Source organism: Shewanella sp. ISS20 (genome assembly GCF_056522965.1).
Genome location: NZ_JAWRZK010000001.1, coordinates 811236 through 826434, shown reverse-complemented (window position 1 = coordinate 826434; position 15199 = coordinate 811236). Strand labels below are relative to the sequence as shown.

Annotated in this window: 11 protein-coding genes and 3 pseudogenes; 10 read left to right on the top strand and 4 right to left on the bottom strand. The window is 44.7% G+C overall.

Annotated elements, in window-relative coordinates; genetic code table 11:
- Window positions 1–285: 285 nt before the first annotated feature.
- Together AC1HDP_RS03755 and AC1HDP_RS03750 are read right to left on the bottom strand one after the other, a co-directional pair.
- Window positions 286–1704, bottom strand: a complete 1419-nt coding sequence (locus tag AC1HDP_RS03755; RefSeq protein ID WP_479637717.1) for a putative metalloprotease CJM1_0395 family protein — start codon at window positions 1702–1704, stop codon at window positions 286–288.
- Window positions 1705–1855: 151 nt separating this feature from the next.
- Entirely contained in the window at window positions 1856–2179 is a 324-nt protein-coding gene (locus AC1HDP_RS03750) for a chemotaxis protein (RefSeq protein WP_479637716.1), read from the bottom strand.
- Window positions 2180–2614: 435 nt separating this feature from the next.
- Between AC1HDP_RS03750 and AC1HDP_RS03745 the strand changes: the two genes are divergently transcribed.
- The 8 genes and pseudogenes from AC1HDP_RS03745 to AC1HDP_RS03710 form a co-directional block, all read left to right on the top strand.
- A complete protein-coding gene (locus tag AC1HDP_RS03745) occupies window positions 2615–4135 on the top strand; it encodes an ABC transporter substrate-binding protein (RefSeq protein WP_479637715.1) in 1521 nt (506 codons plus the stop codon).
- A 31-nt stretch (window positions 4136–4166) separates the two neighbouring features.
- On the top strand, window positions 4167–4424 hold the full coding sequence (locus tag AC1HDP_RS03740; protein ID WP_479637714.1) for a hypothetical protein: 258 nt from the start codon (window positions 4167–4169) through the stop codon (window positions 4422–4424).
- A 153-nt stretch (window positions 4425–4577) separates the two neighbouring features.
- Entirely contained in the window at window positions 4578–5189 is a 612-nt protein-coding gene (locus AC1HDP_RS03735; RefSeq protein ID WP_479637713.1) for a cache domain-containing protein, read from the top strand.
- 9 nt (window positions 5190–5198) lie between these two features.
- Window positions 5199–5444, top strand: a complete 246-nt coding sequence (locus AC1HDP_RS03730; RefSeq protein ID WP_479637712.1) for a HAMP domain-containing protein — start codon at window positions 5199–5201, stop codon at window positions 5442–5444.
- On the top strand, window positions 5441–5770 hold the full coding sequence (locus AC1HDP_RS03725; protein WP_479637711.1) for a methyl-accepting chemotaxis protein: 330 nt from the start codon (window positions 5441–5443) through the stop codon (window positions 5768–5770). Before AC1HDP_RS03730 ends, AC1HDP_RS03725 begins: the two co-directional genes overlap by 4 nt.
- A 461-nt stretch (window positions 5771–6231) precedes the next feature.
- Window positions 6232–6555: a hypothetical protein gene (locus AC1HDP_RS03720; protein ID WP_479637710.1), complete on the top strand. Its 324-nt coding sequence runs from the start codon at window positions 6232–6234 to the stop codon at window positions 6553–6555.
- Between the two features lie 45 nt (window positions 6556–6600).
- A pseudogene (locus AC1HDP_RS03715) lies at window positions 6601–8091 on the top strand (HAMP domain-containing protein); the annotation flags it as partial.
- A gap of 81 nt (window positions 8092–8172) precedes the next feature.
- Window positions 8173–8880, top strand: a pseudogene (locus AC1HDP_RS03710) (methyl-accepting chemotaxis protein); the annotation flags it as partial.
- Between the two features lie 189 nt (window positions 8881–9069).
- Here the strand turns inward: AC1HDP_RS03710 and clcA are convergent.
- Window positions 9070–10599: a H(+)/Cl(-) exchange transporter ClcA gene (gene clcA, locus AC1HDP_RS03705; protein WP_479637709.1), complete on the bottom strand. Its 1530-nt coding sequence runs from the start codon at window positions 10597–10599 to the stop codon at window positions 9070–9072.
- A gap of 279 nt (window positions 10600–10878) precedes the next feature.
- On the opposite strand from clcA, the gene AC1HDP_RS03700 reads away from it, so the two are divergent.
- Window positions 10879–13620: a bifunctional acetate--CoA ligase family protein/GNAT family N-acetyltransferase gene (locus tag AC1HDP_RS03700; protein ID WP_479637708.1), complete on the top strand. Its 2742-nt coding sequence runs from the start codon at window positions 10879–10881 to the stop codon at window positions 13618–13620.
- A gap of 295 nt (window positions 13621–13915) precedes the next feature.
- Window positions 13916–14215, top strand: a pseudogene (locus AC1HDP_RS03695) (ISAs1 family transposase); the annotation flags it as partial.
- A 542-nt stretch (window positions 14216–14757) separates the two neighbouring features.
- Here AC1HDP_RS03695 and AC1HDP_RS03690 read toward each other — a convergent pair.
- Window positions 14758–15141, bottom strand: a complete 384-nt coding sequence (locus AC1HDP_RS03690) for a hypothetical protein (protein WP_479637707.1) — start codon at window positions 15139–15141, stop codon at window positions 14758–14760.
- Window positions 15142–15199: the final 58 nt, after the last annotated feature.

Sequence of the window (15199 nt, the reverse complement as noted above, 5' to 3'; positions counted from 1 at the left end):
GCAAGATTGGCATTAGATCTCAAACTTATGATGACTAAGTGCTGATACCTAGGCGCTAATAGCTAAATAATAGACGTTAGATTGCATGGATTTACACTGACTAAACTGAATGGCACTAAGCTAAGTTGATCTGAACTTGATTCAATTTATCTGTTAGCAAATCTGCATTTTTCATCAGACTCACTCAAATCGCATGAAATTTGGCGTCTTACTGGTGAATTACTTTCACCACCAATGACCACCAGCCATTATCCCCATTAAAGTCACCAGCAAAAACTGGTGTAATCAACCTGCGCGCTTAGTTAACCTCAAAGCCACCAACTCACTATTAGTACGCCGCTGCTGTTCAATCAACACTGATGTCGAGTCATCACTAATGGCTGTAGCGGATCCCTTGATAGCTAAGGTCGTACTCGGTGGCGTTAAGCTATATCTTTCTCGCGGCGCTAACTGTGAGTCGTGATCCTGATTCTGATTTTTTGCTTTCTCGGCTATAGAGTGACTGCGTTCAGCTTTTCCAAATGCAGTGTTATCAGCAAATGCCTCTTCAAACTTAGCCCGAGATGCTTGCTCACGCTCATCAGCCAATTGCTGCCGAGCTTGCTGCATATTACGCATAGCAAGATTAGCCACTTGGATATCCGCCATGGACGGCTCCATGGGTGCTAACGCCGCCGCATGAATTTGTTGCATCTTTTTAATGGTCGCCTGCGGATCACCAGTAATAACTGATACATCAATAGCCACCTCACCTTCAACGGCGTAACGCTTACCATCACTGCCTTGTTCAAATTGATAACTGGGCGTGCCCGCATGCATACCGCCTAAAGCCGCATGCGCTTGCTCGTGTTGGCGCACTACGCTGTCTCTTTGTTGCAATTGAATTAATTCCTCTTGTGCAAGCTCAGCTAAAGCCCGCGATGGGTTATGTTCATCGCCCTGATGTTCATCATGATTGGTATGTTTGTCTTCAGGTTCTGCAGCGTTATCATTTGTTGGGATCTCCTCGTGACTTCTATCAAGGCCACTAGATTCATCCGTTGCTGCTGTATTACTTATATTAGCGGAACCATTGAAAGGGTCTGTGGAATCTATCGCATGATTGGTAGCAATAGCGCTATGAGCTTGAGCTCTCTCGGGATTATCAGCATGACTAACAACGCTTACATGAGGAGCCAATGCTTGCGTATCTTTACTTCCTTTATCGATAGTCCCTTTATCAGATTGTCCGGCCCCCAGCGGCGATTCATCAACACTTATTTTGGCCGTTGATAATGCGCTCGAAGCTGCAGCAAATACATGTGCACGGGAATTAAATCCAGCATTTGCCCGACTATTGATAAAGGCATCAAGGGTTTTAGCACCAGAGCGTAAACTTATGGATGATGACGCATTGGTTAAATCAGTCGAGAAATGTGCCTGATGACTTGAGTCCCCGCCCATGGGAGGCGTTGTGGCATGTTTAGATGACGCTAACGTTGAAGATTCACGCTTAGATGACTCAAGATTAGCAGTTTCAAAATTAGCCGATTGATAATGAGTCGCGGCGTTATGCCCGGTGGCGGTATCAATTAAAGCTGATGATTGATTTGCCTCACGAGCTAAATCAGTCGCGCTAACAGGCGTAGCAGTTATTGCATTTACAGCTTTCACGGCCTTAGTAGATGAAACCGCTTCAGAGCTAGGTAACTTTCCAATCAACATGATGATTTAACTTCAATTAAGCTTATATAGGGTTAGCCAGTAAATAAGCTGTTAGAAATAAGCTATTAGCAACTAGAAGAAATTAATCAGATAGTTGAATCCAATAACTCAATCAAATTCTGACATAGAAATGACTAATCACACTCCAAGATTACACTCGGATATTAATCACACTACCTATGGCTTCATCATCAGTGTCTATGACTTCAGCGGATGCCGCCGCTTGATTTTCAGCTTGTGACGCTTTAGTCAGAGCAGACACTGTATCGGCGGTTTGCCGAGATTCAGCACTTGAGAGGTTAGCGGCATTATTAGTTGCCGAACTCGAATTATTGGCCGATGTGGATGAGCTGGTTGGATTAGATGCTGGCGAGCTAGGTTCAGGTTTTGCTACATCGACAGTCGCTTGAGTTAATCCAGACTGAGCACTTTGTAAGCCAGAGACACCCGACTGTGTAGCAGATGGAATTTGCATAACCGCTCCTTGGCTGTTGGATAAACACTAGGTACAACTTAACTTCAGTATGACAATTTTTTTTAACGCGACAAGCCGTAGCTAATACCATTTGCGTCTAAAGGCATTCATCCATAAATATTTCTACGTTATCCTTAGCCGTTTGGCGCTGCAGTTGCTCTTCCATAACCACTTTTTAAGCCGCGTAAAATTGTTGAATTGCCTCAATATCACGCCTCGTTCACACTAGTTTTTGACGCAACAACCAAAAATGCCATTGATTTTAAGTGCTAATACTAAGCTACCACTATCGACATATGCGTTTCATAAGAATCTGACTAAACTCATTTTATAGCGGGAGGCCACTGGCACTTGTAAACCTATTGCGATAAGGATATCCACAATGACTAACGTTAGTTTTTTGAAGAAAAATCTGCTTAGCTGTTAGTCCTTTCAATGTTTACCCTTAGCCCGACGATTCAGGCTGTGCCCGTGGCGGGTTCTCACCTAAAAGTATTTATACCAAGCTTGCCTTATATCTATATTTCCCATGCCATTAATAGCGCATTAATACGCCCAGCCAATAACGACCAAGGTTGGGAATATGATATGGCCACCAGCCATCAACAAATTGATGATCTTACCTATGAGTTTATTTTGCGCCGTGGCGTTAAATGTCAAGATAGCACGCCATTTAATGCCGACGCTGTGATCAGCAATGTGAACTACTTTTTGAAGAAACCATTTTTGTTCACCAAGATTGATAAAGTCTTAAAAAGCGCTGATAAGGTGGATGATTTCACCGTGCGCTTTTATTTGAATGAAAAATACGGTCAATTTTTAAATGATGTTATTTGGCTACAATTTTATACCGATGCTTATTTACAAAAGTTTGGCTGGAATGGCAAACAAACCTGTCCGAATTTAGCGGAGGCAGGCCCCTATGGACTCGGCCCTTACGTATTAACAGAAGGGTTTGTTGAAGGTGATAGGCAAACGCCTCTGGTCGTATTAAAAGCGAATCCTAACTATTGGAATCCTGAGTACCCCAAGATTGAAACCGTGACAGTTTACACTGAACTGGACAACAAAAAAGCCTTGCAGATGGTTTTAGATAATAACGATAAACTCGATATTATGCCGATCCCATTTTCAGCCAAGGGCGATGTGCTGAACTCTCCCTTTGTGAAGCTAGTTTCTGCCCCGTCGACCAATAGCATTGCCATACATTTTAATCTAATTAATGGTAATCCTAAGTTATTGCAAAAAGAGGTACGAGTCGCCCTTAATAAAGCCATGGACCAAGAGAAATTACTCGATAAATACTACGAAGGTGAAGGGGTTACTAAGCCTACCTTGGCATCCCCCTATTTCCCTGGGGTTAAAGATGTAGTAACAGAACTTAAGCCATATTCAGAGGTGATGCCGCCTGAGAAGATTCGAGAGCAACTCACTGAAACTCTCAACGCCATTAAACTTAAGGTCTTAACTCAAGATAGATTCATGTTCTTATGGAAAGGTGTTTCTCGGGATTTACGTAAGGTAGGGGTTGAGCTCGACTTTGAAATTACCAGCAGTGAAAAAGTAATTTTTGAACAATTACTGTCGACCCGCACAGGTAACAATACCCAAACCTGGGACTTACTGGTATGGGGCGATGATGATTGGTATTACAACCATCCTTGGTCTGCATTCTTGGTATATCGCACCCATAACAATTGGAGCACCATTTTCCCCGCCCCTAAGCTTGATGGCTATATCGACGATATGTTTAAAGCGAACATTAATACCCCTGAATTTACCGATGTTTCCAAAAATATTATGCATCACGTCTACGATAACGCTTACATGCTATTCGTCCCCACGCCGAATAACGTCTTTGCTGTAAATAGGCATGTTGAATATGCGCCTTACAAGATGGCAAGCATCCCTTTATGGGAAATTGAATTGTCATCGCAGCATTGGTCAATTAAGTAATCAAGTAAAGGTTAACTAAGGGAGATATGCCGTGAAAAACTTATCATTACGAACCAAGTTATTGCTTATCTTCTTGCTTATCGGCTTAGCGCCCTTAGGGATCATTGCTACCTTGGCATTGCAAAACTCTACCGCATCACTGACCACCCAAGCTTTTGCTCAACTGCTTAGCATGCGAGAAGTGAAGAAGAATCAGATAGATTCTTACTTTGACCGCGTCGTCAATGACATAACATTACTGGCTGGCAGTGAAGATGTACGCAAAATTAATCGCTTGCTAACCTTGTAAGCCATTGATGAAGAAATAGGCCCATAAGATAACTTCAATATAGATACTTATGAGTACCAAGAGATTTGGCAAGAAAATGGAGCTAACTTACTAAATTACGTCATTATTTTTGGTTATGCCGATGTCTATATTATCAGTAAGGATGTTGGCCATGTGAACTACTGTGCTAAATCAGCAAGTGATCTCGGTATTAACCTCTCACTTGAAAGCAACAAAACCAATCCGTTAAGCACTCTTTGGCGTAAAGTGATTGAAAAAGATAGCATGCAATTTCAAGATTTTATGCCATATAGCCCGTTAGATAATCGCCCAGTGGCTTTTATGGGGGCGCCCGTTAAAAACTTAGAGGGCACGATTCAGGCCATAGTCGTGATTCAAATATCCATTGATGCCATTAACAATATTATGCTGCAACGCAATGGCATGGGCGCCACAGGTGAAACTTACTTGGTTGGCCCCGACTTCTTAATGCGTTCAGACTCATTTCCAGATCCAGAGCGGCGCAGTGTCATCAATTCATTCGCTAATCCAACAACGGGTAGTGTTAACACGGTAGCAAGTAACGTTGGGTTACAAAAGCAAACCGACTCTAAGGTAATCTTTGACTACAACAATAACAAAGTATTGTCTGCTTATACCTGGGTTCAGGTCGGCGATTTAGTATGGGCATTAGTGGCAGAAATTGACGCTGCTGAATTTGCCCCAGTCTCGAGACTAAGTAACATTGTATGGTTAACCTTAGGATTATCGACCACTATCATTTAACTGCTCGCGTTGAGCTTTTCCCTGTCATTGACTCGACCCGTGATCCGATTGTCAAACTCACTCCAACAAGTGGCGGACGATGGTAATTACTCAATACGTATACCAGTGGACAGTAAAGATGAAATTGGTCAATGTGCGTCAGCATTTAACCGCTTAATCTCATCCAGTGAAACTGCTGTCACTGAAATTACTAAAGTGATGGAGAAACTGGCTAAAGGTGACTTTAGTCATCGCATTGAAGCTGATAAGGGTTGATTAGAAACAGTCATAGCAAAGTTGCCAGCGGCACCGCCTTGGTCACAGAAACAGGCAGCACCTTAAAAGAGATAGTTTTAATGGTCGAACAAGTGCGCGAGAAAATGAGTGACATCAGCATAGCGGCGCAGCAGCAAAGCATAGGCATTGAACAAGTGAATGCCTCCATTTGCCGCATGGATGATATGACCCAACAAAACGCCGCGCTAGTGCAACAAGGAACCACTGCCAGTGAGACCTTACTGTCTCAGGCGGAAGATTTGACACAAATGGTCGAGTTGTTCCTACTCAATGAACACACGGAACCGAACAGAAGCCGTCGATAACTAGGGGGAATGTGAGCGCTCATTCTGGTTAACCCGAGGATTGTCAGCGACTATTGTCGTGAGCGGCAATCGAACAAAAATGAATATAAAAACGTGATTATGCATATTTAAAAGTATAACCCCCGATATTTTTGAGACCATTATGCAATACGATGAATATTTATGATAAAACAAACCGATGACTAAAAAGATGAGATTTACAATAACTTGACTACACTATTCTTAAGTCATAAGCACGAATGTAGCTGTGTCAAGATGTCATAAATTAGATATTCATTGAATACGCGAGATGCAGTGATGCAGTGATGCAGTGATGCAGTGAGACCCGAGGTTAACATCGACTTAATAGCAACCAGTAATTAAGCCACTTTCTACTCACACCAACTAACTAAAAATAATTGAGTCCCATGTCACTGTGCGATTGATAACTAAGTGACATCCCAAGCCAAAGGAGTGGCAGATTGAATATATCCTTACGCACTAAGTTGTTGATCCTGCTACTCGTCATCGGCTTAGTTCCTCTTGGTATCACGGCTTTTCTGTCATTACAGAACTCAACCAACGCCTTAACCGCACAAGTGTTTGCGCAATTGGTCAGTATGCGTGAAATCAAAAAGCAGCAAGTGGGTGACTATGTTGAGCGTGCCATGAGTGATATTCAGCTGCTGGCGGGGAGTGAAGATGTTCATAACATCAATAAGCAGCTTAAGCTTTATGGCGCCGAGCAAGCCATTAAGGCGAATGAACCATTTGCCATCGATAGCGCTGAATATCAGGACCTGTAGCAACAGCACGGCAGCAATCCGCTTCGTCTGATTTGGCAACAAGTGATGAAAACAGGTAGCGTCACTTTTCAAGACTTTAGGCCCTATAGTATCAACAATAATCAACCTGCGGCCTTTCTCGGGGCACCCGTCACAAATGCAGATGGCAGCATTCAAGCTGTCGTTGTCATCCAAATTTCCTTGCCAGCCATTAATCAGATTATGCGCCAATGCAATGGCATGGGTACTAGCGGTGAAACTTATTTAGTCGGGCCAGATTACTTAATGCGATCTGACTCTTTGCTGGAGCCCCAAAAGCGTAGCGTCATCGCCTCCTTTGCCAATCCCCAAACCGCCTCAGTAAAAACTGAGGCCTCTATTGCCACATTGCAACAGCAAACGGACACTAAGCTCATTCACGATTACACCGGAACTGAAGTTCTTACCGCGTATACTTGGGTGCAAGTGGGCGATGTCGTATGGGCATTGATTGCTGAAATCAATGCCGAAGAAGCGTTTGCGGCTGTCAATCGCTTAAGTCAGTTAGTGTGGCTGATTTTTGGCTGCTCTACTCTCGTTATCATATTGATAGCCTCGACCGTCACCCGCGCAGTGACTCAACCTGTCATGCGTTTATCTAACGCCCTTAAAAAGGTCGCCTCGGAAGGCAACTATGCCGTGCGTCTTGATGTCACCAGTCAAGATGAAATCGGCCAATGCGCTAAAGACTTTAACCTGTTAATTGCCACCAGTGAAACGGCGGTCTCTGAGATATCGCAAGTGATGGCAAAACTCGCCCAAGGCGAATTTAACCATAGAATTGAGGCTGACTTTAAAGGCGATTTACTCTTAATCAAACAAGCCACCAATAAGTCACTGGATAATATTCAGCACAATGAGCAAGAATGCAGGTTAATGGCGGCGGAGGCTAAAATCGTCAGTGAAGAGAATGCGCGGGTAAGGCAAGCTTTAGATAACGTATCGACTAACACCATCATTACCGATAACGAATACAAGATTATTTATGTCAATCGCGCGGCGGCGAAAGTGATTAAAGAGGCTGCAGCAGGGCTCCAAAACCCTCACTTTAATCCCAACGCGATTATCGGTTGCTCTATGGATATCTTTCATCAAGATCCACAGCATCAGCGCAGAGTGCTCAATGGTCTGTCTGGTAATCACTATTTTGAGTTTACCATGAGTAATAAATATTTTGGCCTCAACGTGAACCCTATTATTGACGATGAAGGTGATCGCCTCGGAATAGTCGGCGAGCTGACCGATAGAACCGCCGAAATTGCCATAGAAAAAGAGATAGGTGATGTCATGGAAGCCGCGGCTAAAGGGGATTTCTCCCGCCGGTTAACCTTAGAGAGTAAACAAGGGGTTTTCCTCAATTTATCCAATGGCTTGAACCAACTGACCATGACAGTTGAAGATGCATTAGCCGATATTCAGCGCATTCTGGCAGCCATGGCGGGTGGCGACCTCTCGGTCAGAGTCACCCAAGATTATCAAGGACGGCTTAAAAATCTGAAAGATGATGCTAATCGCACCATAGATAAGCTCACGCAAGTCATTAAACAAATTAGAACGTCAGCACAAACTATCTCTTATTCAACCAATGAAATCGCCACCGGCAATCGCGATTTAAGTCGCCGCACCGAAGCCCAAGCGCGTTCATTAAAAACAACCGCGGCCAGCATGGGAAAAATCACCACCACGGTCAAATTTAGCGCCGATAATGCCATGGTCGCCAATAGCTTTAGTTTAGAAGCCAGCACTAAAGCGCAATCTGGTGGTGAAGTGGTGACTCGCAGCATTACTGCCATGAACTCAATCACAGAGGCCAGTGATAACATTGCCGACATCATTAGCGTGATTGATGAAATCACCTTCCAAACCAATTTATGAGCCTTAAATGCGGCCGTAGAAGCCGCCAGAGCCGGCGAATAAGGGCGCGGCTTTGCGGTTGTCGCCGGTGAAGTAAGAAACCTAGCTCAGCGCTCTGCCAGCGCTGCTAAAGAAATTAAGCTGTTAATTCGTAATAGTAATGACAAGGTGATCACTGGCGCGCAATTAGTCGGTGAAACGGGCAGCACCTTACAAGAGATTGTTGAAACTGTGTCCCTGGTGCAAGAAAGCATGAATGAAATTAGCGTCGGCGCGCAGCAGCAAAGCGTAGACATAGAGCAAGTTAATAACGCGATTGCCAAAATGGATGAGATGACGCAGCAAAACGCTGGGCTGGTGGCGCAAGCTGCCATCGCCAGTGAAACCTTGCTCACTCAAGCCAAAGACATGACTAAATTGCTGGAATTCTTCTTACTTAATAATCAAAAGATGCGCGGTTAATTAGGACATTAAGCACTAAACAATAAAGCCCCTAATCTAGGGGCTTTATTGTTTAGGTTATTTCCGCGAGTATGTTGCATAAAAGCCATACACTCAGCGCGTTTACAGGGTTAATTAAGCATTTAGTGACACATAGTAACCATTAACGGTTAAATGCAACCCAAGCGTTAATCTTGTGCATTAATTATTAGTCACACTGCCCTTGTTACTCTCAGGCTTATCGCCACCGGCGACTGTCGCAATGGCATCACTTTTATCTGTAGTTGTCGCGCTATTGTCTATATCAGGAGTATTGTCCGCAGGGATATTTGCATCAGCACGCGCAGCATCAAGATTAGTCGCTTCGGCTTGAGCGGCTTGCTTGGCTACGGTGCGCTTTAACAATTGTGAATAGATAGGTTGGCCACCTAGGAACTGCGCCATCATAGTCGCGCCAAGGCAAGTAATGATGAGAGGTAGAATCAAATCATAATTTTCGGTCAGTTCAATCACCAACAAAATACCTGTAATGGGCGCGCGCACTGTAGCTGCAAATAAGGCGCCCATGCCCGCAATCGCAAACATGCCAGCTTCCAGCGCTAAGGATGGAAACCAATGTTGGCACAATAAGCCAAACAAGGTACCAAGTAAGGTACCAAGGGCTAACATAGGCGCAAATACGCCGCCTGGCGCGCCTGAGCTAAAACACATTAAGGTAGTCACTAATCGTATGGCAAATAATGCCATTAACGCCCCTAAGGCATAATTGCCATGGGCAGCAGCAGGAATGAGATCTACGCCTTCACCGGTAATATCTGGGACTAATAACAGCATTAAACCAAAGAAGGCACCCAGGCTTGCCCCTAAAATAAGAAAGCGCCGCTGCTCATGTTTATGCCAGCGCTCAAAACTATCCATAATCGATACCACTAGATAGTTAAACAGCACGCCAAAAGCACCAAAGACTAATCCCAATAGCAAAAATAACACTAAGGATAATAAGGGCGGCGCATCGTACGTCGGCAAGCTAATCATGGCCTCTTGCCCTTGCAGACTGCGATACACTATGGTCGCCATTACCGCTGAGATCATGACAGCTTTAACTGATACCAAGTTATATCTAAACTGTGGCCGCATTTCTTCAATCACAAACATAATGCCCGCTAACGGCGCATTAAAGGCCGCCGCCAAGCCACCCGCCGCGCCTGAGGCCACCAAGGTGTGACGCCCTTCATCATCTTTGAGCCGAAAAATATCGTAGAACATGCGGCCAACCGCACCGCCCATTTGTACCGAAGGGCCTTCACGGCCAAGCACTAAGCCCGCACTAATAGTCCCTATGCCACCAAAAAATTTCACAGGGATAACCCGCCACCAGCGCACTGGCCGCATGTTATCGAGCGCGCCTTCAATTTCCGGAATGCCTGAGCCAGAGGCTTCTGGTGCAAAGCGATGCACTAACCAAAATCCAAACATACTTAACAGTGCACTGGAGACTAATACCGCCACACCGATAGTGACATCGGAAATCACACCGGTTTGCTGTGAAAGAATTTCACGGCGAAAATCAGCAATCCAATCAATACAGATATCAAATAAGGTCGATAACAAGCCAGCGCCAATACCGACGAGAGCTGATAGCAACAAGATGATGATGGGGCTTTTATGACTGGCGATAAATCGCCGAACAACTCGGGTCGGTTGCTGTCTTAATTTGATATTTGGTTCCAATTGAGTGGCCTTGTTGCACGGGTTGGCAATGGTACAACTATAGCATTGGCGCCCGGCCTCGCTTGATTAAAAACGCTTAATTTATAATGTGATGGCACAGCTAAACTCATGAGGCACTCCCTCCGTTTTGCCTTCGCTACTACCGCGCTAAAGCGATGTTACATCACAGCTAAGTCGCTGCTAAACCTAAAGTAACTCAAGGCCAATACGCGCAAAACCTGTGCAAGCTAAGTGGCCTCAGGTACACTCTTTCAATCAGCTTCAACGGATGAAGAGTACATGAGTCAACCGACCCTACGCAGTATTTTTAAGCCCAACGCTATTGCCATTATTGGGGCATCAAATCGCACCCAAAGCGCAGGCTATTTAGTGATTAAGAATTTATTGGCCAATAACTTTCATGGCCCTGTGATGCCAGTCACCCCAAATGCCACCGCAGTACACGGCATTCTGGCTTATCCCAATATCACGGATTTACCTATCATTCCTGATCTCGCCATAGTTTGCACCCGTGGTAGCCGCGTATTTCAACTGATTCAAACCTTAGCGCAAATAGGCTGTAAGGCGGCCATTATCATGGCAAGCGACATAGGCCATGAGAGTTATGACCACAGCGGCAAGCCTAGTGATAACGAAGATAACGGCGATAACACCAATCAAACCAATGCCTCTATCGCCGATATTGTGAATGTTGCTAAACGCTACAACATGCGAATTTTAGGCCCCAATAGCTTAGGGATTATTTTGCCCTACATAGGTCTTAATGCCAGCGTTGCCCACGCGCAGGCCAATAAAGGCAACATAGCTTTTGTGTCGCAATCATCCGCCATAGGTACCACAGTTTTAGACTGGGCTAATCATAAGAACATCGGCTTTAGTGCGTTTATCTCATTAGGGGATACGTGTGATATTGATGTAGGCGAATTACTGGATTACTTAGCCCGCGATTCCGCTACCCATGCTGTGATGCTGTATATAGATTCAGTCAAAAATAAACAGCGCTTTATCTCCGCCGCCAGAGCCTGCGCCAAACACAAGCCTATCTTAGTGATTAAATCAGGGCGCAGCGTTGAAGGCGCAGCCGCCGCAAGACGCCACACCGGCGGACAAATTGGTTATGACATTGTCTATGACGCCGTGTTTCGCCGCGCCGGTATGCTAAGGGTGATGGACTTACCTGAATTATTTGCCGCCGTTGAAAGCTTAATTCACCCAAATAGATTGCGCGGCGAGCGTTTAGCCATTATCAGTAACGGCGGCGGCCCTGCGATTTTGGCGCTCGATAGCTTAATTTTACGCGGCGGTAAGCCCGCGGAATTAAGTGATGAATGCATCAATCAACTGAATGCGATTTTACCGGCAAATTGGTCGCGCCATAATCCCATCGATATTGGCGGCGATGCCGATGCCAAGCGCTATATCAATACCCTAAGGGTAATGCTTGATTTACAACTGGCCGATGCCATTTTGCTCCTGCACTCGCCTTCGGCCTTAAACCAAAGCACTGAGATAGCCAATGCGGTGGTGAGCTTGCTGGCAAGCCACCCCAATAGCCATAAAGTCAGTATTTTAACTAATTGGTCAGGGGAAGATGCCGCCTTTCAAGCCCGTAAAATTTTCACTAAAGCAGGCATTCCCACCTATCGCACCCCAGAAGGCGCGGTTGGTTCATTAATGCATTTGGTGGAATTTAGGCGTAACCAAAAGTTGCTGCAAGAAGTGCCGCAATCCATTCCTGAAAACATTCCAACCCGCATTCAAGATGCCAGAGATATCATCACAGCCGCGCAGCAAGCAGGAAAACTCAACCTAGAAACCCATGATGCCACGGGCATATTAGCGGCCTACGGTATAGATACCATTACTACCTTAGCGGCCAGTGATATCGACATGGCCTGCCAACATGCGCAAACCATTGGTTTTCCGGTAGCCTTAAAAATTCAATCGCCGCAAATCATGTATAAATCTGATGTGCAAGGCGTCATGCTAAACCTTAATTCCAGCGATGAAGTGCGCCAAGCGGCAGACGCTATGCGTGCGCGGGTAAAAGCCACAGACAGTAATGCCAATATTGATGGGCTATTAGTGCAAAAAATGGCGCTCACCGCAGGCGCGCAAGAACTGCGTTTAGCTGTGATTACCGACCCCATTTTTGGCCCTGCCATTTGCCTTGGTGAAGGTGGGTCAGAATGGTCACCCACCCGCGATGCCACTGTCGCTTTGCCGCCACTGAATATGGCGTTAGCGAGATACATGGTCATTCAGGCATTAAAGACTAATAAGCTGCGCGATAGGCACTTACCGCTCGGATTAGATAGGCAAGCATTATGTGTATTGCTCACTAAAATCTCGCATTTAATCATTGATTGCCCGCAAATAGAATCCCTTGATCTCAATCCCGTGTTAGCGGCTGGCAAACAGATCACCGCCTTAGATGTGTTAATTAAGCTCTATCCACAAGCAAACACCCCAATAGAGCCCTTAGCCATTCAGCCATATCCAAAAGAATTAGAGCAATGGCACGCCTTAAAAAATGGCCGCCGCGTGATGTTACGGCCGATATTGCCAGAAGATGAGCCTAAGCATTTAATCTTTGATAATTCCTTGTCGGCAGAAGATAGGTATAAGCGCTATTTTGGCGTGCGTGCCGCCATGACCCATGAAGAAATGGCCGTATTAACCCAAATTGATTACGCCCGCGAAATGGCCTTTATCGCCATAGATACCGATGAGCATGGGGAGGAAATTACCTTAGGCGCAGTGCGAGCCTCCATCGACCCTGATAATACCGATGCCGAATTTGCCATGGCAGTGCGCAGTGATTATCAAGGCTTAGGCATAGGCCGCTTATTGCTAGAAAAGTTAATTGTGTTTTTCACCAATAAGCAAACCAAGAGTATCAGCGGCTATACCATGATAGAAAATCGCAACATGGCTAACCTCGCCAAAAGTTTAGGCTTTAGCGTGACCTTTGATTTAGAAGACAGGCTCATTCATATGCATAAGCCACTGAGTGATTAGTGGCTTATATTGTTGTGTGAATTGCCTTGAACTGTGTCGAGTAGCTAGAGACTCTATAACTCCAGCTACCCGAATATATGTTCAAAATTACTTAAGCGTCGGGGCCTATTTGATACAATCGAACACATTGATTTGTTGGATCTTTGCTTAAATATTAAACATTCTCTTATACCTTTGTTGAAGAGCTATTTCTCCCCCCTCCATAATTTCGCACACATTTTTCCTAACATTTACTTCTTGCAATGCGCCAGATGCGGCTGAATTTATTTGACCTGGTAAGGCCTGAGACTTGTAGACACCAGAACGGTTAGCAGAGGCAGTCCGCGGTCACTGGGAGATAGAAAACCGACTCCACTGGGTTCTCGATGTGACCATGAATGAGGATGCGTGCCAAATTTATCGTGGTCATGCAGAGGAGATTCTCGCTGGCGTGCGTCATATGGCGCTCAATATGCTTCGGTTAGAGAGCAGCAAAAAGGCAAGTATTAGACGTAAGCAGAAGATGGCATCGATGAATGTTGCTTATTTAGAGCAAGTTATACTGGCTGGAATCACAGGACTGACTGAAATGTGCACATACGTAATCTCGCCCTGAATGGCCACCTGGTCCACAATTTGGGAAGGATGGGATGATCTTCAGGCTCAGGTGAAGGGTTATCGCTTAGCCAAAGCCCTATTTGAAGCCGGAGAAACGCTATGAGATCTGATCAAGAGACTGGGTATTAAGTGCTGGATTCAGTGGTATGGCTAATTAATGAACACTCATGCGGTTGCTCTGACGGATACTTATAAAATGTGATCGTCAAATCGACCATTGTAATTGTTTAGAAAATTCGCGTTCTAGCTCCATTAGCATTGGCTATCAATTAACAACAGCCAGCGCTAATAACGATTAATTATTTATATTTATATTTATTTTTATTTTTATTTTTATCTTGATGATTTATTAATATTTTGAATGCCACAGGCATAATGATAGGTAACAATAAAAATAATAGCACCCAAAACAGTTTTTTTATGTGTGACAAACTTGATGTAAAAATAAATTTCATTGGAAACAAAATTATGATTGCAAATATCAATACTTGGCCAATTAATGTCGCAGTAGTGTCCATTATAAGTAACCCCTCTTACACGTTAACCGCAACTATAAACATACACAACACGCTCACTTCCATCTTTAACTGTGAGCGTTATTTTAACCACTGAGCAACTTGTTGCTCCAGATGACCTCAAGCCGCCCACAAATGATGCAAACTTATTGGCCGTATTAAGTCCACCAAATACTACCTTTTTAACATTATTAGCTTCATTCATATCATCAGGCAATTTAACTAAGTCACCATCTTCATCTACGATATACGCTGAATCTTGAACATATACCAAAACTGCATTACCGCTAAACAGATCTCCTAACGTCAAGGGCGCCTCAACCAACGCTGACAACTCCTCGGGCTTTTGCTGAAAATTGGCTAACGCGACAGACACTCGGCCATGATTCGACTGTCGCTGCTTCGGCATCCATGCCTCGCTACGCCATTTTCAGCAACACCCTCGGCAGCGTTGGACGGGGACTTTG